The organism is Vibrio comitans (assembly GCA_024346835.1).
Lineage (GTDB): Bacteria > Pseudomonadota > Gammaproteobacteria > Enterobacterales > Vibrionaceae > Vibrio > Vibrio comitans.
In genome coordinates this window covers 1,073,042-1,094,479 of record AP024866.1, presented here as the reverse complement: position 1 = coordinate 1,094,479, position 21,438 = coordinate 1,073,042, and the positions used below count along the sequence as shown (strand labels likewise).

Below are 21,438 nucleotides of genomic sequence, written 5' to 3'. Positions count from 1 at the left end.
TTTAGCGAGTTTTGATCACTAGGTTATTGCTCTGCTTCACTTCTTCCATAACTACATACGTACGAGTGTCGTTAACACCCGGTAGGCGTAGCAAGGTGTCACCTAACAATTTACGGTATGCACCCATATCAGATACACGTGTTTTTAACAGGTAATCGAAATCACCAGAAACAAGATGACACTCTTGAATGTCGTCTAGTTTTTGTACCGCAGTGTTGAACTGCTCAAATACATCTGGCGCACCACGATTTAGGGTGATCTCTACAAATACCAGTAGAGAGGCATCCAAATATTGTGGGTTAAGTTGCGCGGTATATCCTAAAATATAACCTTGACGCTCAAGACGTCTTACCCTTTCCAAGCAAGGGGTTGGCGACAAACCAACACGCTTAGACAGTTCTACGTTAGAGATTCGGCCATCTTTCTGCAGTTCATTAAGAATATTTCTGTCTATACGGTCCAGTTCCTTGGACGGTTTACTCGCTTCTAACATGGTTTTGTTCCACCTTTTTACTTCCTTGCAACAACATACACTACAATATAAAAATATTCAGCATCAAATTTTGAATAAACAGCTTTATACTAGTTTATAACACCCCACATAAGCAATTTATGCAGTTACTATAACTAGAAAACAATAAGGAGTCAGGATGATAATTGGTATCCCTAAAGAGATTAAGAACCATGAGTACCGAGTTGGTATGGTCCCAGCCAGCGTGAGAGAAGTTATCTCTAACGGACACCAAGTTATTGTCGAAACGCAAGCCGGCAGTGGCATTGGTTTCAGCGACGATGACTATATCGCAGCAGGTGCATCCATTCTTCCAACCGCAACGGAAATTTTTGCTCAGGCAGAAATGATCGTGAAGGTAAAAGAACCTCAAGCCATTGAGCGAGCAATGCTTCGCGAAGGGCAAATATTGTTTACTTATTTACACTTAGCTCCTGATTTTCCACAAACTGAGGAACTAATCAATAGCAAAGCGGTATGCATTGCATATGAAACCGTGACCGACCGCTTAAATCAGCTACCTCTTCTTGCACCTATGTCAGAGGTTGCTGGCAGAATGTCCATCCAAGCTGGCGCACAAGCTTTAGAAAAGTCTAATGCTGGTAGAGGCCTTTTACTTGGCGGTGTACCCGGTGTTGAGCCTGCAAAGGTCGTTGTTATTGGTGGCGGAGTGGTGGGCTCAAACGCCGCACGAATGGCGGTAGGCATGCGTGCTGACGTAACTATCCTAGATCGAAACATCGATACTCTTCGTGCGCTTGATGAAGAGTTCCAAGGGCGAGCAAAAGTGGTTTATTCTACTGAAGAAGCACTAAGTCGCCATGTGTTAGAAGCCGATCTCGTGATTGGAGCGGTGTTGATTCCAGGTGCCGCTGCGCCAAAACTTGTTACAAAAAAACATATTGAATCAATGAAACCTGGTGCTGCTATTGTTGATGTAGCGATTGACCAAGGTGGCTGTTTTGAAACCTCTCATGCAACGACTCATGCCGATCCAATCTATATTGTTGATGATGTAGTGCACTACTGCGTAGCAAACATGCCTGGCGCTGTAGCAAGAACTTCTACCTTCGCCCTTAATAACGCAACCCTGCCTTATATCATCAAACTGGCAAACAAGGGTTACAAACAAGCGCTAACGGAAGACAAAGGCTTCTTGAATGGCCTTAACGTCATTCACGGCATCGTGACATGCAAAGAAGTCGCAGAAAACTTCAACCTAGAATATGTTGAGCCTAGTAAAGCCATAGAGCTTTTTGCTTGATAACCCTCTAATAGCTGACAGCTTCAAGCTGTCAGCTATTTAGATGCATGTATAAGAATATTCCGTGGCGTTATTTTTTTCTCGCAAAATTCCGTGAGATATACCTGATAGCCATGCTCTTGCAGATAAAGAGATTTATCTAAGATCAACCACATCTCCAGTGGTCGATGAAAAGCCATTTGCACTAAGCTGAGTTTTTCCATTCGCGCGAAGCGCTCCTCTCCTAGTTTTTGATAGCGCAGAAAATCGCACACTGGCAGTTCAAAGCCCTTTCGCTGTGCCGCCCACTCACAAAACTCAACAAACCCAAGCTGAAGCTGAGACTTTTTAACACTGGGAATAGGCTGGTATTCACTCAAACCGAGCTCTGCACGCAATAGCTCATCCAGCCCTAGTCGGTAACTCATTTCTTGGTATCGATGGCGCTCTACCCTTTCACCGCCGGTCACCGTTTCTTGCAATGGAATGCGTAGCTCTGATTTAGACAACGTCAATGCCGACTGCTTAGCTGGTCTAGAAAGTGCCTGATAATGGTCATCTTGAATCAGGTGATAGCAACAAGGTGCTATTGAAAGCGCTGCCAACTGATAATCCATCGCATGCTTCATCAAAGAAACATGTAAATCTCCACATGCATGCAAGGCCACGGCATGTTGCTTTTTATTGAAGACGTTTTGATGATCGCAGTTAAAGGCATCACCTTGAACAAAGGTAACAGGAAGGTTTTGCTTATGAGCCTCGGCCTGCCCATGCTCACAGAGTGGTTGTTGCCACTCAAAACTAGTTACCGCCAGCCCAGAATGATGCGCCAGTATTCGGCCTAAGAATCCCTTACCTGCGCACCACTCCAACCATTCTCCACCCGAATGCGCAAGCAGTGCCTGCGAACCCATTGCTGTAATTTGTTCTAGCTTTCTTCCTGGTATTCCAGTGGCAAGATGAGCGTTAAGCTCTAGAGGGGGCGACGATGAGTGCTCAAGCTCGACTAAGGGTTCTATCTCCTTAAGTTCGGGGATAAATGGCTGCAATTGCTGATACACACTCGAGACGTCGTGTTTTAAGGTATGTACATCGGATACAGATAATCCATCAAGCCAAGCGGCTAATGGCGTGCCCGAAAATCGATGTTGACGAGAGTGACTTTCATGAAAAGGCTCAAAACGCCATAGATGTTGGCATTTAAGCAATAGATGATCGAGCTGTGTAAAGTGTGTGAGCATGCTTCCCCCTAAGGCATTCATTTTAGAGGGAAGCGAATCAATTAGAAATGATTAACGAACCGGAAGTTCAATATCCTTAAACATTTCCGTAATTTCGTGATTGTTTTTCAGAGAAATAGCCTGCTCTACTACTGGGCGAGTTAAATGTGGCGCAAAACGCTCAACAAAATCGAACATATAGCTGCGCAGGAAGGTACCTCGTCTAAAGCCAATACTGGTCGTGCTTGCGCCAAAGATATGGCTAGCATCAATAGCCACTAGATCTTTATCTTGCTCTTCGTCAATGGCCATACTAGCGATAACGCCCACACCAATGCCCATGCGCACGTACGTCTTTATGACATCAGCATCGGTGGCAGTGAATACGATTCTTGGTGTTAACCCTGCTTTGTTAAAGGCGGCATCAAGTTCCGAACGCCCAGTAAAGCCAAATACGTAAGTAACCAGTTGATAAGAGGCAAGATCTTCAATGGTCACGTTGGCCTTATTAGCCAATGGATGATCACGAGTCACCACTATAGAGCGGTTCCAGTGATAACACGGTAGCATGATGGCATCATGGTAAAGGTGAAGTGCCTCAGTAGCGATAGCGAAATTGGCAGTACCCTTAGCAATAGCCTGAGACATCTGTGAAGGTGTCCCTTGGTGCATATGCAGAGAAACCTTAGGGTATCTTGCGGTAAAGCCTTTTATAACATCTGGGAGTGCATAGCGTGCTTGAGTATGGGTGGTAGTAATATTCAAAGTACCCATTTCTGGATGAGTATGCTCAGAGGCTACTGACTTTATCGATTCCACACGAGATAAGATCTCTCGAGAAATTTTGACAATTTCTTCGCCAGCCGGTGTCACCTGAGTCAGGTGCTTCCCGCTTCTCTCAAACACTTGTATTCCAAGCTCATCCTCAAGCAGTCTTACCTGCTTACTGATACCGGGCTGAGAAGTATAAAGACTCTCTGCGGTGGCAGACACATTGAGATTATGATTAACCACTTCCACTATGTATCTTAATTGCTGTAGCTTCATGCTATGCCTCGTATTCCTTTACATATAATGAATAGTTATAACGTTTTTAGATTAGTATGAAAAGTAGTTTCATTGATATTCATGATATAAGCTCACTATAGACACAGCTAAACAAATTTCTTAGGCTACGGCATCGCTGTAATGACAATGGATCTCTCATGTATCAACACCTTCTCGAACCCATTCATCAATTTCTCAACTGCACTACTCCAACGCAATGGATAGAGGAAGCTAAAAAGCCTGAGCGATTGCCTGTGGTGCTTATCGATCACCTGCTATGTGAGTTAAAAGCTGGCCAGTCCGCGATGTTCCTTATCCGTAAATACGCAGCGAACAACGACAGCAAACAGCAACTATTAGAATGGTTCAAACCCTATGAAGAATTTGCCTATAAAGGCATTGGTGACCTGAATAGCTTGAAAGGAAAGAGTAATATCTCAAAAGGGATTATTGCTCAATCCGATTCTCCATATAGCCAAGACCTTATCGATAAAATGGTACTGCTGATCAAAGAAGAGCTGCACCACTTCTATCAAGTGCTAGAGATCATGGATAGTCGCAACATTGAGTACAATCACGTCCCTGCGAGTCGCTATGCGAAAGGCCTACTTAAGCATGTGAAAACCTATGAGCCACAAACATTAATTGATAAGTTGATTATTGGTGCGTTTATTGAGGCAAGATCCTGCGAGCGCTTTGCTGCACTAGCGCCACATATGGACGAAGATATACAGAATTTCTATGTGTCTTTACTGCGCTCAGAGGCTAGACATTATCAAGATTACTTGACCCTAGCTCAGCAAATTTCCAGTGAAGATATTAGCGAGCGTGTTGCTTACTTTGCGAAGGTTGAAGCTGAATTAATTAGTTCGCCGGATAGCGAGTTTAAGTTTCATAGTGGTGTGCCTAGTTGGTAGAGATCGCGGTACATTGTCAAAGTACCTGTTCACTATCTTAGAGAGTTGAAATGTTGAGACTGGGGACTATCTAAGGTCCTGAATCGAGTTCAGGATGACGTTTGTCATTGGCGATGTTTTGCACTAATGAATCACACAACAACGTCATACTGGAAAGCGCAGCGCGGTTGTCCAGTACCTTTGATAGTTGTAATGCTGAGATTGGGCACTCTCTAAGGTCCTGAATCGAGTTCAGGATGACAGTTGTACTTGGCGTTGTTGGGCACTATTGAAGTAAACAACTTCGTCATACTGGAAGCCGCAGCGCGGTTATCCAGTATCTTGGAGAGTGGCAATACTGAGACTGGGCACTCTCTAAGGTCCTGAATCTAGTTCAGGATGACGGTTGTACTTGGCGTTGTTGTACAATATTGAAGTAAACAACAGGGTCATACTGGAAACCGCAGCGCGGTTATCCAGTATCTTGGAGAGTTGTAATGCTGAGATTGCGCACTTTCTAAGGTCCTGAATCTAGTTCAGGATGACGTTTGTCATTGGCGATGTTTTGCAATATTGAAATACACAACAACGTCATATTGGAAACCGCGGCGCGGTTATCCAGTATCTTTGAGAGTTGTAATGCTGAGATTGCGCACTTTCTAAGATCCTGAATCGAGTTCAGGATAACGGTTGTACTTGGCGTTGTTGTGCACTATTGAAGTACACAACAGCGTCATGCAGGAAACCGCGGCGCGGTTATCCAGTAACTTGGAGAGTGGCAATACTGAGACTGGACACTTTCTAAGGTCCTGAATCGAGTTCAGGATGACGGTTGTTATTGGCGTTGTTGTGCACTATTTGAGTAAACAACAGCGTCATGCTGGAAACCGCTACGCGGTTATCCAGTAACTTGGAGAGTGGCAATGATGAGGCTGGGCACACTCTAAGGCCCTGAATCTAGTTCAGGATGACAGTACAGTTATGCAAGTGTGCCGTTGATTTCAGCTAGCACTTTCGCAGGGTCTGCGGCTTGGGTAATTGGACGTCCAATAACAAGGTAATCAGAGCCCGCTTGAATCGCATCAACTGGGGTCATTATGCGCTTTTGGTCACCAACGGCAGCGCCTGCTGGACGAATACCAGGAGTAACTAGCTTAAACTCTTTACCCAGTTCAGATTTCAAGAAACTTGCTTCTTGAGCTGAACATACCACACCGTCTAATCCACTGTTCTTGGTTAAGTGTGCAAGGCGTAGAACCTGATCTTTAGGCTCTACATCTAAGCCAATACCCGCCAGATCCGATTGCTCCATACTGGTTAGTACTGTAACACCGATCAATAGTGGGCGATCTTTACCGTAAGGCTCAAGAATTTCACGAGAAGCCGTCATCATTCGCTCACCGCCACCAGCGTGAACATTCACCATCCATACACCCATTTCAGCTGCAGCGCGAACCGCTTTAGAGCAAGTGTTTGGAATATCGTGAAATTTCAAATCCAAGAATAAAGAGAAGCCTTTTTGATGGAGTTGTTTAACAAACTCTGGGCCAAATAGAGTGAACATCTCTTTGCCTACTTTTAAGCGGCATGAGGCTGGGTCGATTCGGTCTACAAAGTTTAAAGCGTCATTTTTGTTGTCATAGTCTAAGGCAACGATCACTTTTTGATCCATCGAAAGGTCTCCTAGTTTGGGCATGGGGGATAAGGCGCGCCTATTCTAACCTTGTCAGTCAAAGATTGTTAGAGTGAAACGCGATTTTATTCGCCGTCTAGGCCACGGATAGGCTTGATGCTGCCCCAACTGCGACATGACGGACAATGCCAATGAAGGGCATGTGTTGAGTAGCCACATTTGCGGCATCTGTGATGAGGCTTGACCTTCAACTGCTCACCGACCATGGCTTGCAAAGTGGTTAGGCTATCTTTTGCTCGGCCTTCTTCAGCTTCAGCAATATGGTAATCGATAAGGCGGTAGAAACCCTTCATAGTTGGGTTTTTAACCAGCTGCCTAGTCAGTAACGATTGAGCTGCGCCTGTACCCTCATGTTGAGCAACCACTTGCGCCAGCATTAACTCGACTGATACGCCCGCTTTCTTATCGATACATTTACGAAGAAACTCTAATAGATCAGGCTCTTGCCCTAGATGGTAATAGCAGTCCGCGAGGTTGGGCAGTATCTCACTGACAAAGTCCACATCCTGAGCCAAGACAGCTTCTAGGTACTTGATGGTTTTGGTGTACTCTTCCGTTTCCATGTAGATCCGGCCAAGCGATATGTTGGCCCGAACACATTTAGGGTCTTCCGCTAGCGCTTTTTTATAGTACTGAATGGATTTGGCTCTTTTGCCAAAGGCCTTTTCATTCAACGCTAACTCACACCAGTAATGAGATATGCTGGTGCGCATTTTTCTGCGTCCCATTTTTACCAACATACTGGCATAGTGGATAGCCTTACTCCACTCCTTAGTTTGTTGGTAAATTGCCACCAATTGCTGCAATGCTTGCTCTTTATGATCAGGCTCATCCACTAATTGTTCGTAGATTTTTTCAGCTCGATCAAGAAAGCCCGAGACCATGTAGTCCTTCGCCAACTGTTGCAAAGCAATGTTTTTTTGTTCAATGGTTAGTTCGGTACGCGAAATGAGGTTTTGGTGAATACGAATCGCTCGATCAACCTCACCACGTGAGCGGAACAAGTTACCCAAAGCAAGATGAGTATCTATGGTTTCATCGTCGACTTGCAGAAGTTCAATAAAGTGGTCCACCGCCTTGTCTGATTGCTCAGATAAAAGAAGGTTTAAACCATGAACGTACTGCCTAGAAATTTGGTTAGACTGTCTCTGATTATCTTGACGTGCACTGCGTTGGCCCATGTACCATCCATAGGCTGCTGCAATTGGTAAGAGTAGAAACAGTAACTCAAGCATCCAATAAATTTACTTCTCTGTTTTAATTGAAGCGGGTACAGACGGGGTAGTCGGTGCAGAAGGTGCAACTTGAGGCGTTAGCTTCTTCAGCTTTCTATTAAGCTTGCGTACTTGCAGTTGAGATTTGAGGTGCATACTGCCAAAAATCAGTCCTGAGATAACAAAGCCAGTCACAAATACAATACCAATCAGCGTAGAGAGGTGAAAATCACCTTCCGCCAACAAGTAGTTAAACGTCACCACTTCTTGGTTTTGTGCGCCTAGAGCCAGCGCAAGAAGAAACAGAACCAACACTAACGCTATCTTTAGAATTTTCACTAAGACTACCCTTTTAAAATCAGTGCAATAACAGTGATTATGCAGTAATTCGGCACTCTACACCATGCTAATTCGAAAATTATCATCGACTTGAGTATCCAATAATCAAATTGTGGTTTCTCATCAACTTGAACACACAACGAAAAAACGGCACTCCATCATGAAGTGCCGTTTTCATTACTCTTTATCACTATAGGCTGTCGTTGACGCGCTCACGTAACTCCTTGCCTGGCTTAAAGTGCGGAACGAATTTTCCGTCCAGCTCTACCTGATCGCCAGTTTTTGGGTTACGACCCATACGCGGCTCACGATAGTGAAGAGAAAAACTACCGAAACCACGAATCTCAATTCGCTCACCCGATTCTAGGGTGTCGGCCATATGCTCAATAATTTCTTTTACTGCGTCTTCAATTTCTTTGGCAGATAAGTGTGTCTGCTCAGCACACAGTCTCTCAATTAATTCAGACTTTGTCATAGTTTCCCTCATTCACAAATCAAAAAAAGGGAGCCGTATGGCCCCCTCTTAGCGATCAACTTTTAGTTAAAAAAGTGATTATTCGCCTTTAGCAGCCTTGAATGCATCTGCCATAGCATTACCGAACCCGCCGTCTTCTTGCTTGTTCAGTGAAGCCATTGCTTCTTGCTCTTCAGCTTGGTCTTTAGCTTTGATAGATAGGTTGATTACGCGGTTCTTACGGTCTACACCGGTGAACTTAGCTTCAACGCTATCGCCAACGCTTAGGATTAGAGACGCATCTTCGATACGGTCACGAGATACTTCAGAAGCACGGATGTAACCTTCAACGCCGTCTACAAGTTCAATTGTAGCACCTTTTGCGTCTACTGCAGTTACAGTACCGTTAACTAGAGCACCTTTTTTGTTGTCAGCAACATAGTTGTTGAACGGGTCGTTTTCCATTTGCTTAACGCCAAGAGAAATACGCTCACGCTCTGCATCTACTGCAAGAACAACAGCTGAGATTTCGTCGCCTTTCTTGTATTCGCGTACTGCTTCTTCACCAGCAACGTTCCAAGAAATGTCAGATAGGTGTACTAGACCGTCAATGCCGCCTTCTAGACCGATGAAGATACCGAAGTCAGTGATAGACTTGATCTTACCAGTCACTTGATCGCCTTTCGCTTGAATTTCAGCGAATGACTGCCAAGGGTTAGCTTTACATTGTTTTAGACCTAGAGAAATACGACGACGCTCTTCGTCAATCTCAAGAACCATAACCTCAACTTCGTCGCCTACGTTAACAACTTTAGAAGGGTGGATGTTCTTGTTAGTCCAATCCATTTCAGATACGTGTACTAGACCTTCAACGCCTTCTTCGATTTCTACGAAGCAGCCGTAATCAGTTAGGTTAGTAACGCGACCAGTTAGCTTGTGACCTTCTGGGTAACGCTTAGCGATAGCTACCCATGGATCTTCGCCTAGTTGCTTAAGACCTAGAGAAACACGAGTGCGCTCACGGTCGAACTTAAGAACTTTAACTAGGATTTCGTCACCAACGTTAACGATCTCAGATGGGTGCTTAACGCGCTTCCAAGCCATGTCAGTGATGTGAAGTAGGCCGTCTACGCCGCCAAGGTCAACGAATGCACCGTAGTCAGTAAGGTTCTTAACGATACCTTTAACTTCAGTACCTTCTTGTAGAGTCTCAAGAAGTTCGTCACGCTCAACACTGTTTTCAGATTCGATAACAGCACGACGAGAAACAACAACGTTGTTGCGCTTCTGGTCAAGCTTGATTACTTTGAACTCTAGCTCTTTGTTTTCTAGGTGAGCAGTGTCACGGATAGGACGTACGTCTACTAGAGAACCAGGTAGGAAAGCACGGATACCGTTTAGTTCAACAGTGAAACCGCCTTTAACTTTACCGTTGATGATACCAACAACAGTTTCAGCTTCTTCGTAAGCTTTCTCAAGTACGATCCAAGCTTCGTGACGCTTAGCTTTCTCACGAGAAAGTTGAGTCTCACCGAAACCATCTTCAACAGCGTCAAGAGCTACGTCTACTTCAGAACCTACTTCAATTTCAAGTTCGCCAGCAGCGTTCTTGAATTGTTCTGCAGGGATAGCAGACTCAGACTTAAGACCAGCGTCAACAAGAACGAAACCGTTCTCGATAGCTACTACAGTACCTTTAACGATGCTGCCTTGTTGGAATTCAGTTTCGTTTAGAAACTCTTCAAAGAGTTGAGCAAAAGATTCAGTCATTATTTGATCTTCAATATTTAAACGTCCACGGGCATCCTGCCTCGAGGGGTTGATAAATTCGCCAGTCATCATCCTTGCGACCAACGTTCCATAGTGCCCTGATTACCTTAAAAAGGTGGAATCAAGACAATTTAGATTCGATAAATTGTAAGGCTTTTTCTACTACTTCTTCAATAGAAAGTTCAGTAGAATCAAGCACTAAAGCGTCTTCCGCAGGACGTAAAGGTGCAACCGCTCTATTGCGATCGCGATAGTCACGTTCTTGGATCTCGCTTAAAAGGTGGTCAATACTAACCTCTAAGCCCTTGCCTTGCAACTGATTAAAGCGTCTTTGTGCTCGTTCCTCAGCGCTTGCATCTAGGAAAATCTTTGCCACAGCGCTTGGGAAAACTACTGTCCCCATATCGCGGCCATCAGCAACTAGGCCAGGTTCAGCTTGAAACGCTCTCTGGCGTCGTAACAAAGCTTCTCTAACACGAGGCAAAGCAGCAACTTTAGAGGCTGCCATTCCTGTTTCTTCTTTTCTTAGTTCACTTGAAACATCTTCACCTTCCAGTACAACCTGGACTAGGTCGCCCTGAGCGATAAATTGTACATCTAAGTGTGTCGCTAGAGGTACCAAGGCATCTTCTGATTCAATATCTACACCATGGTGAATTGCCGCTAGCGCTAGGACACGATAAATCGCACCTGAGTCGAGTAATTGGAAGCCTAACTTTTCAGCCAACATCATACATAAAGTGCCCTTACCCGCCCCACTTGGGCCGTCTACGGTAATGACAGGAGAAAGAGAAGACATATTTACTCCAGATGTTTTTCTTGTTGTTGTGGGTCTTTGCCCTAAGTGCGTCTCTTTGAACGCGCGGCATATTATAGAGGTAATTACCCCACTCTGCGAGTAATAACACAGAAGATTATACGCGGATGGCTCGCAGGCTAGGTAGCATGCAGGACGACTGAATAGCGCTATAATAAAATAGTCATAAAAAGGAAGTTTTTATGCCCAATTTATTCTCAGATATACCCAATGATTTACCCGACGAGCTATTTAGTGACCTATTCAAAAATGACCATGTTCGCATTGAGCGTATTCTATCTCACGGACACACCTCGCCAGCGCAAGGTTGGTATGACCAAGATGAACATGAATGGGTAATCGTGCTAAAGGGAGAAGGTGAGATTGAATTTGAAAATGGGAAGACGATAAGGTTAGGCGTTGGCGAGTATCTCAATATACCAGCCTATCAGAAGCATAGGGTGGCGTGGACCACCCCTGCTGAGCCAACCCTATGGTTAGCTGTATTCTATCGCTAGCACTAAAACAATTTATCCCCTAAACCGTTTCCTACTATACGATTGGGCGTTGACCACGTTGAACCCATTTTAGCAGTACTGAATCGGTCGCTTCTGCAGCCGCTTTACCAAACTTGTCTGCCAACTTCTTCTTCTGCACGTAATGAACTGCCAGAACGGTTTTATCCTTGCACGCCTCTACAACTAAGTCGTCTGAAGTTTGCACTTTATCTATCAGACCAAGCTCCAGTGCTTGACTACCATACCAGTGCTCACCCGTTGCAACTTTCTCAAGTTCAAGCTCCGGGCGACGTTCACGGATGAAGTCTTTAAATAGCACATGGGTTTCTTCCAGTTCTTGCTTGAACTTCTCGCGCGCTTTATCAGTATTTTCGCCAAACATGGTCAACGTACGCTTGTACTCACCGGCAGTCATTTGTTCAAACTCAATATCGTTCTTTTTCAGAAGCTTATTAAAGTTAGGGATTTGAGCGATCACACCGATAGAACCCACAATCGCAAATGGCGCACTGACTATCTTATCTGCCACACATGCCATCATGTAGCCACCACTCGCTGCAACCTTATCCACCGAGATAGTCAATGGAATGTTTGCCGCCTTGATACGATCCAGTTGTGAAGCGGCCAAACCATAGCCATGCACCATGCCGCCGCCAGACTCTAGACGCACTAACACTTCGTCTCCTTCGCGAGCACATGCAAGTATGGCCGTGATTTCTTCTCGAAGATTAGTCACCTCTTTCGCGTCAATGCTGCCAATAAAGTCCAGCACGAATAGATGTGGTTTACGCTTAGAGTCTAACTCGCCACCTTTGACGGCCTCTTTGATCTCTTTACCACGAGCTTTTTCTTCTTCCTTACGCTTCTTCTTAGCCGCTTTATCACGAGCTTTGATAAACGCTTCATCGTGCAGATGATGCTCCATCAGTTCGATATTTTGTTCATGCTGCTCAGACAGGTTGGTCACCTCAAGTGATCCCTTTGCGCCTGATTTAGTTGATGCCGATTTTGCAATCACCAAAACCACGATAATAGCGGCGACAAACGTAACAATTTTGGCCAAAAACAAGCCGTAATCTAACAAAAATTCCAATGTCTTATCCCTGAAGATGAATATTGTTGTATTGTAACGTCCTATTCATATTCGTTAAATCAAAACCGCATACAAAAGGACTCAGATTGTGGATTACGCAGTAGCAACTGACGCTTTAAAAGACAAAGTTATTCTAGTGACGGGTGCCGGAGACGGCATTGGCAAACAAGCTGCCCTTTCTTACGCCCAACATGGCGCTACCGTTATTCTGCTTGGTCGAACCGTTAACAAGCTAGAAAAAACGTACGATGAGATTGTCAACGCAGGCTACCCAGAGCCAGCGATTGTCCCATTGGATATGCAAGGTGCTACCAAACAGCATTATATTGATATGGCTGAAACCATTGAGGGGCAATACGGTCGCTTAGACGGCTTACTGCACAATGCAGGAGTGCTAGGCATGATCAGCCCGTTTGACCAAATTGAAGAAGACACCTTTGATGAAGTGATGCAAATCAACGTCAAGGCTCAATTTTTAATGACTCAAGCGCTCCTTCCATTAGTTAGAAAAGCGGGATTTGGTCGCATTGTATTTACCTCATCTACGGTTGGACATATTGGACGTGCGCTATGGGGTAGTTATGCTATTTCCAAGTTTGCTACCGAGGGTATGATGCAGGTTCTGGCAGATGAACTGAGTAATACTAATGTGCGCATCAATGCCATCAACCCTGGCGCTACTCGCACTTCAATGAGAGCGGGCGCTTATCCTGCAGAAGACTCCTCAACCCTTAAAACACCGTTGGAGATCATGCCGCTTTACCTCTACCTAATGAGTGAACAATCTCAAGAAATCAGTGGGTTATGCGTGGATGCCCAACCAAAATAATTGAGGTAACTCACAAGAACCATTTTGTCCCTCTACTAAGGCTGATTCCCCGCATAAGACATGCTAAAGATAGAGTTAGAGATCATGTGCGATAAGGAATAGCTATGCGTACCGTTTTGATTACTGGCGCCAATCGAGGGATTGGTCTTGGACTTACCACTGCGTATTTAAAAAAGGGGGTGAGCGTTGTCGCGACCTATAGAAGCGAAGCCTCTAGCGAAGAGCTTCTCAGTCTTTGTGAAAAATACGATAACTTACGCGTCAGGCATCTAGATGTGACCGATTACGCTGCAGTTCGCGCATTTAAGAATGAGTTTGAACAGTTAGACCTGCTGATCAATAACGCTGGCTATTACGGTCCAAAGGGCTGCACCTTCGGTGATACAGATGTTGAAGAGTGGCGAAAGGTATTAGAAATCAACACCATCGCTCCTTTGAAGCTAGTAGAGGCGCTATACCCTGTGCTTGAAAAGAGCACTGAAAAACGCATCGCAATCCTCTCCTCTCGGGTTGGCAGCATGCAAGAGAACACCTCTGGGGGCGGATATATTTATCGCTCATCAAAGGCTGCCGTTAACTCTGTGGTAAAAAGCCTGCATAACGATTTAAGCCCGCAGGGCTATACCGTATTAGCACTGCACCCTGGCTGGGTAAAAACTCGCATGGGCGGACCCAACGCACTGATTGATGTAAACCAATCAGTGGCAGGCTTGGTTGAAGTAATAGAAGGGGCTGGAGATGAACAATCCGGTGGTTTCTATAACTATGATGGTCAGACTATATCTTGGTGACTCTTTAACAGTGCTTCAGCAAACTCTTGCTACGCACGAAAGCCCGCTTATTTGGCGCCACCTTTCGAGTAAGAACGCTTCTTACTCGAGCGGCGTTTTTTAAAGGCAGGCTTTTTCACTTCTGGCAAAGAGCGTAAAGAATCTGGAACAGGGCCGGATTTAGCAGTATCCATCAATTGAGACAATTGCTGTTGCAGTTGGCTAATAAAGGGCTGATAAGCCTGCTTTTTCTCCGCCATATCTTGTAGTTGCTTTTCCCAATGCGCCGTCAAATCCGGATAAGTAGAAAGATCTGGCAATGCTTCTACAAGACCTCTCCCAGCCGGAGTGCTCAATACTGATTTCCCGTTTCTCATCAAAAGAGAGCGCTTAAATAAAGTATCTAAAATGCCCGCTCGAGTGGCCTCAGTACCAATCCCATCAGTTTCTCTTAAAATTTTCTTTAGTGAGTCATCTTGAACAAAGCGCGCAATACCTGTCATTGCTTGTAGTAATGTGGCTTCAGTAAAATGTTTAGGAGGCTCAGTTTGCTTTTGTTTAATCTCCCCTTCTCGGCAGATAAGTGCTTGCCCCTCTTGCAACGCAGGAACTAACGGTGCCTGATCTTCCTTATTGCCACTCGTGTTTGCGCCTTGGCGAGTAGGAAATAGTGCCTTCCAACCGGGCAGAATTAGCTGGCGACCAGAGGCAACAAACTTTCCACCTTGAATGTCAAACTCAAGCTTAGATTCTGCGTATTCAGCCGACGGGTAAAACTGCATCAAATACTGGGTTGCGATTAACTGATACACCTTAGACTCTTGTACAGGCAAACTGCTTGCTTTCTTTGGTGTAGGGATGATGGCGTGGTGAGCATCAACTTTCGCATCATTCCATGCCTTAGAACGCAACGATAAGTTCGTGTTTTCCACCGCCACTTTTTGCTCTGAAGAGTTCGCTAAGATTGCAGCGCACACCGAGGACGCTTCCTTAAAATGCTCTTTAGGCAAATAGCGACAATCTGAGCGCGGATAAGTAATTACCTTATACTTTTCATAAAGCGACTGACAGAGATCGAGCACCTGCTGCGCACTCATACCAAAGCGCTTAGAGGCATCTATCTGCAGTGCACTTAATGAATAGGGCAAAGGCGGAGCTTGCTTGGTCTTCTTCTGCTCTGACTTAACCACTTTAGCTGGCTGGCCCTTGATTCGATTGGCCACATTTTCCACCAAAGCACGATGCAATACTCGACCATCTTCATCTTGCCACTTTGCGCACGCCTCACTCGGCACCCATTTAGCACGGATATCGTAAGCTTGGCTACTCTCTTGATAGGGTATCAAAGCATGCAAGGTGAAATAATCTCGCGGCACAAAGCGCTCAATTTCCATATCGCGACGCACAACAAGACCCAGTACAGGTGTCTGCACTCGGCCGACGGACAACACACCATTGTATCCCGCTTTTTTACCCAGCAAGGTGTATGCGCGGGACATGTTCATCCCATACAACCAATCGGCACGCGAACGCGCGAGAGCAGATACGGACAAAGGTATAAATTCTCGGTTGCTGCGCATGCTAGCAAGCGAGCGCTTAACCGCAGCCAAGTTTAAATCACTGATCAACAGTCGTTGAGCCGCTTCCTTCTTAGTTTTAGTTACCTTGCAGTAATCAAAGACTTCATCCACCAGCAACTGCCCTTCTCTATCAGGGTCTCCAGCATTGACGATTTGTTTCGAAGATTTAAGAAGCTTTTTAACCACTGCTAACTGCTTGGCCGCGCTTTTACGTGGACGTAATTGCCACGCGTCGGGAATGATGGGCAGATCCACTAGATCCCATTTTTTATAACGAGGATCATAAGCGTCAGGTTCGACTTGTTCGAGAAGGTGACCGATACACCAAGTTACGACATCGCCATTGCCACATTCAATGTACCCTTGTCCATTCTTGTGGGGTCTGGGAAGTGCGGCGGCGATTGCGCGACCTAGGCTAGGTTTCTCTGCTACAAAAAGTCGGGTCATAAAGAAATTAAATGAAAGTAGATTACTGGATAAATATACATACCCAGCAATCTAAGTGCAAGAATGGTAAAGGGATTAGCCTCGGTAAATGATGCTGACGATAGTGCTATAGATATTCGATGAACTTATCGAGATCTCGCTCAGGCGCTTTGGCAGGCGTGCACTCTGATGTACCTAGATATAAAAATCCTACAATTTTGTCTTGTCCTTCAAGACCAAACGCCTTGGCAACATTAGGGTCAAACATCCAAGTCCCTGAACGCCAGAAACCCTGAAACCCTTGCGCGACTGCTGCCATTTGCATTGCCTGAACAGCACAACCAGCCGATAAATACTGCTCAAGCTCTGGCACTTTCGGATGAGGCTTGGTTTTAGCAATGACCGTAATTACCATTGGCGCACGAAATGGCGCCTTAGAAAGCTTCTCTATTACGGCTTCCTCAGCCTCTGCTTTGGTCGCCGCTGATACCAAGATATCAGCCAACTTTTGCAGCCCTTCTCCTTCCGAGATAACAAAGCGCCATGGGGTAATTGCCCCATGGTCTGGCGCCCTTAAACCTGCTCTTAAGATATTCTCTAATACGGCTCCACTTGGAGCTGGGGCCGCTAGCCTTGCAATAGAGCGACGATTCAATAATAAGTCGAGTGCTTCCATGTATTTTTCATTCCAGAATCAGTTTTACATTACTCGAATGAGTGTAACATCTAAATGAGACTAGATCTTAATTGCAATCTCAAACCCTTGACGAATAGCGCGAACAGCGTCAAGTTCACCAGCTTCGCTTGCTCCGCCAATGACATGAACATGCCCCTCTTTTTCCGCCCATTTATCTTCAAAAGGTCTTACCGACTCTTGACCAGCACACACGACAACACTATCCACATCTAACGTTTGTGACTGTCCCTTAACCGACAGGTGCAAGCCCGCATCATCCAACTTCTCATAACTCACACCACCAAGTAGATGAACTCCGCGTTTTTGTAGGGTCGCTCTATGCACCCAACCGGTTGTTTTTCCTGGCCCCTTGCCAACGGTGCCATCACGGCGTTGCAGTAACCACACCTGCGTTTTGGAATGAATTTCAGGGAATGGATACAAACCACCATCATGCTTGTACTCTTGATCTATCCCCCACTCATGCATCCACTCTTCCAGGGAGTAACGACTAGGCTCAGTGAGCATGGTCGCCACATCAATGCCTACGCCACCAGCGCCTATCACCGCAACCTTCTCGCCTACATAGCTCTTCTCGCGGATCAATGTTTGATAATCATACACCTTGGTGCTTTCTGTCAGGCCTTCTATCTTGACCTGTCTTGGTTTAACCCCTGTGGCCATGATCACATCATCATACTCTTGCAGTACTTGCTCATTGGCTTCCATATTTAGAAGCAAGTTAACCCCATACTTATCCAACTGGTTAGCAAAGTAGCGTATGGTTTCTCTAAATTCTTCTTTGCCCGGGATCTGCATCGCCAGCCTAAATTGGCCGCCAATTCTATCGCTCTTTTCGATAAGGTCGACTTGATGTCCTCGCTTGGCACAATATAAAGCAGCGCTGAGCCCCGCAGGTCCCGCCCCTACGACTGCCACGCGTTTGCTTTGTTTAGCTTTAACAATTGGATACTCAGTCTCATAACAGGCTCTTGGGTTAACCATGCAACTGGCGCGCTTGCCCTTAAAAGCATTATCTAAACACGCTTGATTACATCCAATACAAGTGTTGATTAATTGGGGTTCCCCATCTTCGGCTTTGCGAATGAACTCAGGGTCTGCAAGGAAGGGCCTTGCCATTGACACCATATCAGCCGCACCCTGAGCTATAATCGCTTCTGCCTGATCTGGGCTATTAATTCGGTTGGTTGCTATCACAGGAATAGACACATGCGGTTTGACTTTATCTGTCACCCAAGTAAACGCGCCTCTTGGCACTGAGGTGACAATGGTTGGAATACGCGCTTCATGCCAACCTATGCCAGTATTAATAATGGTCACACCCGCTTTCTCTAGCTCTTTGGCCAGCAAAATCACATCATCGAGGGTGCTCCCCTCTTCGACCAAATCCAGCATCGAAAGACGGAAGATAATAATAAAGTCGTCGCCCGCAGATCGTCTAATTGCTTTCACTATTTCTAGAGGGAAGCGCATACGATTCTTGTAACAACCACCCCAATCATCTGCGCGCTTATTAGTGCGTTTACAAATAAATTGATTGATCAGATAGCCTTCAGAGCCCATCACCTCAACACCATCGTAGCCTGCCTGTTTCGCAAGGGCTGCACTATTAGCGTAATCTTCGATGGTATTCTCTACCTGCCTAGAACTCATCTCGCTTGGTGCAAATTTGGCAATGGGGGCCTTAGCTGGAGTAGAGCTTTGAGTTAAAGGGTGATAGCCGTAACGCCCAGCATGCAACAATTGAAGCGCAATTTTGCCATCATGGCGATGCACCGCTTCGGTAATCACTTTATGCGCCTCAGCGTGTTTTGGTCGGCTAAATTGAGCAGCCGTAGGATAGAGGCGGCCGCGCAGGTTAGGCGAAAAGCCTCCTGTGACAATGATACCTACTCCACCTTTAGCCCGCTCTTCATAAAAAGCGGCCAGCTTTTGCAGACCCTTAGCACTGTCCTCAAGCCCCGTATGCATTGAGCCCATTAAAACTCGGTTTCTTAATTGGGTAAAACCTAGGTCAAGTGGTCGAAGTAGGTTTGGGTACATAGCATCCCCTGTTTGCTTAATTCATCCTGGTCTGACCACGATAAAACGGGATCCATCATATGGCAAATATATTTTTACAATTCCGCAACATTCGTTAAGGTAATCACAATCTTTGCGATTAACGTATACGATATCTAAGAGTGCAGAATAATCTGTCGCAACAAATCTGTAGGTCTATGATTTTATTTGACTCTTTTGAGAAAAAATTCACGACTATAGATTTGTGATTGGACCGATTATCACTTAGCATTAAGAATCATTTCCCCTAAATCTCTGATTGTTGAAGGATCAGGCGGAGAACACAATGAAAACACTGTTTCGCTTCATCGGTAAGATAATAAAAGGCATTTGGAAGGTCATCACTTTCATTCGCTTAGCTCTCGCCAATCTTCTATTTATTGCGGCTATCGTCTTTATTTATTTCAGCTTTTCGCAAATTACCTCAAAAGAAGAAGCCGCCCCTGTCGAAAAAGAGCCTAAAGCTCTAGTACTGAATCTATCTGGCAAGATCGTCGAGCAGCGACGCTTTGTAAACCCCATGGATTCATTAACAGGTTCGTTACTTGGCAACGAAGTGCCAAGAGAGAATGTTCTCTACGATATTAGAGAGACCATTCGTCATGCGGCTTCAGACGAAAACGTCTCGGGTCTTGTCCTCAGCTTGAAGAAGATGCCAGAAACCAATCTGACCAAGCTTCGTTATATTGCTAAGGCGCTCAACGAATTTAAGGCCAGCGGAAAGCCTGTTTATGCCATTGGGGACTTCTATAACCAGAGCCAATACTACCTCGCAAGTTATGCCGATAAGATTTATCTGGCTCCAGACGGTGGTGTATTACTTCGGGGATACAGCTCGTACTCTCTTTACTATAAAACCCTGTTAGAAAACCTTGACGTGACGACTCACGTTTTCAAGGTAGGGACTTATAAATCGGCTGTTGAACCCTTTACCCGTAACAACATGTCTGCACCTGCCAAAGAAGCGGCTAGCATTTGGCTTGGGCAACTGTGGGGCGCCTATGTCGATGACGTTGCCAGTAACCGAGCAATTGAAAAATCGGTTCTTAACCCGAGTATGGATAGCTTCCTCAAACAATTTGAGCAAGCTGACGGTAGCCTTGCACAGTTAGCAATGCAGTTAGGTATGGTTGATGAATTAGCCACTCGTCAACAAGCAAGAGAGGCAATGATCGAGGCCTTTGGCGGTGATGAGAAAAACGGATTCAAGTCCGTTGGCTATTACACCTACAAAGACGAAATAGTCCCAGATCAGGAAGTGACGGATAACGAAATTGCTATTGTTGTCGCTAGTGGTGCCATCATGGATGGTCCTCAGCAAGGCAACTCAGTGGGCGGTGATACCACGGCAGCATTGATTCGCAAAGCACGTCTGAATGATGACATTAAGGCATTAGTACTTCGCGTCGACAGTCCAGGGGGTAGCGCTTTTGCTTCTGAGGTAATCCGTAACGAGTTGATTGCGTTCAAAGAAACAGACCGACCTGTCGTGGTTTCCATGTCTAGCCTAGCCGCCTCTGGCGGATACTGGATTTCCATGTCTGCTGACGAGATTATGGCGCAGCCAACTACCTTAACGGGTTCCATCGGTATCTTTAGTGTCATCACCACCTTCGAAAAAGGCTTTAGCAAATACGGTGTTTACAGCGATGGATTAGGCACTTCCCCCTTCTCTGGTATTGGAATTGCGACGGGGCTAAATGATGGTGCGAAGCGCGCTATGCAGTTAGGCATCGAAAATGGTTACCGACGCTTTACAGGCCTAGTCAGTGATAACAGAGGTATCGATGCAGAGGCTGTTGAAAAAATAGCGGAAGGACGTGTTTGGACAGGTCAAGATGCAGTAGATAATGGCTTGGTGGACTCTATCGGTGATTTTGATGATGCGATTGCTCGTGCAGCAAGCCTAGCGGAGATAGATACCTATTCTCTCAACTGGTTGCAAAAGTCTTTGACACCTGCACAGCAGTTCTTACAAGACTTTAGCAAGCGAATCTCAGTATCTTTGGGCTTAGACGTTAATATGTGGCTACCTAGCGCATTACAGCCTATTGCCTCACAAGTTCAACAAGATCTGAGCGTGATGCAACAGTTTAACGATCCTAACGGTTATTACACCTTGTGCCTACCGTGCCAAGTACAATAGACCGTTAAATAGTAAGCACTAACAACCAAAGCCTAGCGTCTCTTTGCTTCACTTAGCATTGAGAGTTGGGCTTTGTTATTTTAAGACCAGACTCATATTGCTTGAACCCTTAAATCCGCTATACTTCGCCCCAAT

The 21,438-nt window shown here is 45.4% G+C and carries 20 protein-coding genes; 6 read left to right on the top strand and 14 right to left on the bottom strand.

Annotated features, from left to right (window positions below; genetic code table 11):
• Nucleotide 1: 1 nt before the first annotated feature.
• Nucleotides 2–493, bottom strand: coding sequence for a leucine-responsive transcriptional regulator Lrp (gene lrp, locus OCU46_RS05030; protein ID WP_017027685.1), 492 nt, complete (start codon nt 491–493; stop codon nt 2–4).
• Between the two features lie 157 nt (nt 494–650).
• On the opposite strand from lrp, the gene ald reads away from it, so the two are divergent.
• Nucleotides 651–1,775: an alanine dehydrogenase gene (ald, locus tag OCU46_RS05025; RefSeq protein WP_141272185.1), complete on the top strand. Its 1,125-nt coding sequence runs from the start codon at nt 651–653 to the stop codon at nt 1,773–1,775.
• A gap of 35 nt (nt 1,776–1,810) precedes the next feature.
• Here the strand turns inward: ald and OCU46_RS05020 are convergent, their stop codons facing one another.
• The gene (locus tag OCU46_RS05020; RefSeq protein WP_141272184.1) at nt 1,811–2,995 is read right to left on the bottom strand and encodes a methyltransferase; all 1,185 of its coding nucleotides are present in this window, start codon (nt 2,993–2,995) and stop codon (nt 1,811–1,813) included.
• Nucleotides 2,996–3,046: 51 nt separating this feature from the next.
• Entirely contained in the window at nt 3,047–4,021 is a 975-nt protein-coding gene (cysB, locus tag OCU46_RS05015) for an HTH-type transcriptional regulator CysB (protein WP_119010832.1), read from the bottom strand.
• A 158-nt stretch (nt 4,022–4,179) separates the two neighbouring features.
• Between cysB and miaE the strand changes: the two genes are divergently transcribed.
• Nucleotides 4,180–4,938, top strand: coding sequence for a tRNA isopentenyl-2-thiomethyl-A-37 hydroxylase MiaE (gene miaE / locus OCU46_RS05010; protein ID WP_141272183.1), 759 nt, complete (start codon nt 4,180–4,182; stop codon nt 4,936–4,938).
• A 780-nt stretch (nt 4,939–5,718) separates the two neighbouring features.
• Here the strand turns inward: miaE and OCU46_RS05005 are convergent.
• From OCU46_RS05005 to cmk, 7 genes are all read right to left on the bottom strand, one after another.
• A complete protein-coding gene (locus tag OCU46_RS05005) occupies nt 5,719–5,859 on the bottom strand; it encodes a hypothetical protein (RefSeq protein WP_167495412.1) in 141 nt (46 codons plus the stop codon).
• Nucleotides 5,860–5,896: 37 nt separating this feature from the next.
• Complete coding sequence (pyrF, locus tag OCU46_RS05000; protein ID WP_141272182.1) at nt 5,897–6,589, bottom strand: orotidine-5'-phosphate decarboxylase; 693 nt, start codon at nt 6,587–6,589, stop codon at nt 5,897–5,899.
• Nucleotides 6,590–6,675: 86 nt separating this feature from the next.
• Nucleotides 6,676–7,845, bottom strand: coding sequence for a lipopolysaccharide assembly protein LapB (gene lapB, locus OCU46_RS04995; RefSeq protein ID WP_141272181.1), 1,170 nt, complete (start codon nt 7,843–7,845; stop codon nt 6,676–6,678).
• A gap of 9 nt (nt 7,846–7,854) precedes the next feature.
• Nucleotides 7,855–8,163 carry a LapA family protein gene (locus OCU46_RS04990; protein ID WP_141272180.1) on the bottom strand — a complete coding sequence of 103 codons (309 nt, stop codon included), beginning with the start codon at nt 8,161–8,163 and terminating at the stop codon, nt 7,855–7,857.
• A 190-nt stretch (nt 8,164–8,353) separates the two neighbouring features.
• Complete coding sequence (gene ihfB, locus OCU46_RS04985) at nt 8,354–8,638, bottom strand: integration host factor subunit beta (protein ID WP_141272179.1); 285 nt, start codon at nt 8,636–8,638, stop codon at nt 8,354–8,356.
• A 78-nt stretch (nt 8,639–8,716) separates the two neighbouring features.
• Entirely contained in the window at nt 8,717–10,387 is a 1,671-nt protein-coding gene (gene rpsA / locus OCU46_RS04980; RefSeq protein ID WP_141272178.1) for a 30S ribosomal protein S1, read from the bottom strand.
• 121 nt (nt 10,388–10,508) lie between these two features.
• Nucleotides 10,509–11,186 carry a (d)CMP kinase gene (gene cmk, locus OCU46_RS04975; protein WP_141272177.1) on the bottom strand — a complete coding sequence of 226 codons (678 nt, stop codon included), beginning with the start codon at nt 11,184–11,186 and terminating at the stop codon, nt 10,509–10,511.
• A gap of 200 nt (nt 11,187–11,386) precedes the next feature.
• Here cmk and OCU46_RS04970 point away from each other — a divergent pair, with 200 nt between their 5' ends.
• A complete protein-coding gene (locus OCU46_RS04970) occupies nt 11,387–11,701 on the top strand; it encodes a cupin domain-containing protein (protein ID WP_141272176.1) in 315 nt (104 codons plus the stop codon).
• A gap of 34 nt (nt 11,702–11,735) precedes the next feature.
• Here the strand turns inward: OCU46_RS04970 and sohB are convergent, their stop codons facing one another.
• Complete coding sequence (gene sohB / locus OCU46_RS04965; RefSeq protein WP_141272175.1) at nt 11,736–12,794, bottom strand: protease SohB; 1,059 nt, start codon at nt 12,792–12,794, stop codon at nt 11,736–11,738.
• Between the two features lie 88 nt (nt 12,795–12,882).
• On the opposite strand from sohB, the gene OCU46_RS04960 reads away from it, so the two are divergent.
• Nucleotides 12,883–13,623, top strand: coding sequence for a YciK family oxidoreductase (locus tag OCU46_RS04960; RefSeq protein WP_141272174.1), 741 nt, complete (start codon nt 12,883–12,885; stop codon nt 13,621–13,623).
• 104 nt (nt 13,624–13,727) lie between these two features.
• Nucleotides 13,728–14,414 carry an SDR family oxidoreductase gene (locus OCU46_RS04955; RefSeq protein ID WP_141272173.1) on the top strand — a complete coding sequence of 229 codons (687 nt, stop codon included), beginning with the start codon at nt 13,728–13,730 and terminating at the stop codon, nt 14,412–14,414.
• A 47-nt stretch (nt 14,415–14,461) separates the two neighbouring features.
• On the opposite strand, the gene OCU46_RS04950 is transcribed toward OCU46_RS04955, so the two are convergent.
• From OCU46_RS04950 to OCU46_RS04940, 3 genes are all read right to left on the bottom strand, one after another.
• Nucleotides 14,462–16,420 (bottom strand): DNA topoisomerase III, encoded by a 1,959-nt coding sequence (locus tag OCU46_RS04950; RefSeq protein WP_141272172.1) that lies wholly within the window; start codon nt 16,418–16,420, stop codon nt 14,462–14,464.
• A gap of 106 nt (nt 16,421–16,526) precedes the next feature.
• Complete coding sequence (locus tag OCU46_RS04945; protein WP_141272171.1) at nt 16,527–17,075, bottom strand: NAD(P)H nitroreductase; 549 nt, start codon at nt 17,073–17,075, stop codon at nt 16,527–16,529.
• A gap of 60 nt (nt 17,076–17,135) precedes the next feature.
• Nucleotides 17,136–19,139 (bottom strand): NADPH-dependent 2,4-dienoyl-CoA reductase, encoded by a 2,004-nt coding sequence (locus OCU46_RS04940; RefSeq protein ID WP_141272170.1) that lies wholly within the window; start codon nt 19,137–19,139, stop codon nt 17,136–17,138.
• Nucleotides 19,140–19,443: 304 nt separating this feature from the next.
• Here OCU46_RS04940 and sppA point away from each other — a divergent pair, with 304 nt between their 5' ends.
• Complete coding sequence (gene sppA, locus OCU46_RS04935) at nt 19,444–21,303, top strand: signal peptide peptidase SppA (protein WP_141272169.1); 1,860 nt, start codon at nt 19,444–19,446, stop codon at nt 21,301–21,303.
• Nucleotides 21,304–21,438: the final 135 nt, after the last annotated feature.

Bases quoted from the DNA above. Each gene is read 5' to 3' on its own strand.
- lrp (WP_017027685.1), bottom strand. From the start codon at position 493: ATGTTAGAAGCGAGTAAACCGTCCAAGGAACTGGACCGTATAGACAGA.
- ald (WP_141272185.1), top strand. From the start codon at position 651: ATGATAATTGGTATCCCTAAAGAGATTAAGAACCATGAGTACCGAGTT.
- OCU46_RS05020 (WP_141272184.1), bottom strand. From the start codon at position 2,995: ATGCTCACACACTTTACACAGCTCGATCATCTATTGCTTAAATGCCAA.
- cysB (WP_119010832.1), bottom strand. From the start codon at position 4,021: ATGAAGCTACAGCAATTAAGATACATAGTGGAAGTGGTTAATCATAAT.
- miaE (WP_141272183.1), top strand. From the start codon at position 4,180: ATGTATCAACACCTTCTCGAACCCATTCATCAATTTCTCAACTGCACT.
- pyrF (WP_141272182.1), bottom strand. From the start codon at position 6,589: ATGGATCAAAAAGTGATCGTTGCCTTAGACTATGACAACAAAAATGAC.
- lapB (WP_141272181.1), bottom strand. From the start codon at position 7,845: ATGCTTGAGTTACTGTTTCTACTCTTACCAATTGCAGCAGCCTATGGA.
- ihfB (WP_141272179.1), bottom strand. From the start codon at position 8,638: ATGACAAAGTCTGAATTAATTGAGAGACTGTGTGCTGAGCAGACACAC.
- rpsA (WP_141272178.1), bottom strand. From the start codon at position 10,387: ATGACTGAATCTTTTGCTCAACTCTTTGAAGAGTTTCTAAACGAAACT.
- cmk (WP_141272177.1), bottom strand. From the start codon at position 11,186: ATGTCTTCTCTTTCTCCTGTCATTACCGTAGACGGCCCAAGTGGGGCG.
- OCU46_RS04970 (WP_141272176.1), top strand. From the start codon at position 11,387: ATGCCCAATTTATTCTCAGATATACCCAATGATTTACCCGACGAGCTA.
- OCU46_RS04955 (WP_141272173.1), top strand. From the start codon at position 13,728: ATGCGTACCGTTTTGATTACTGGCGCCAATCGAGGGATTGGTCTTGGA.
- OCU46_RS04950 (WP_141272172.1), bottom strand. From the start codon at position 16,420: ATGACCCGACTTTTTGTAGCAGAGAAACCTAGCCTAGGTCGCGCAATC.
- OCU46_RS04945 (WP_141272171.1), bottom strand. From the start codon at position 17,075: ATGGAAGCACTCGACTTATTATTGAATCGTCGCTCTATTGCAAGGCTA.
- OCU46_RS04940 (WP_141272170.1), bottom strand. From the start codon at position 19,139: ATGTACCCAAACCTACTTCGACCACTTGACCTAGGTTTTACCCAATTA.
- sppA (WP_141272169.1), top strand. From the start codon at position 19,444: ATGAAAACACTGTTTCGCTTCATCGGTAAGATAATAAAAGGCATTTGG.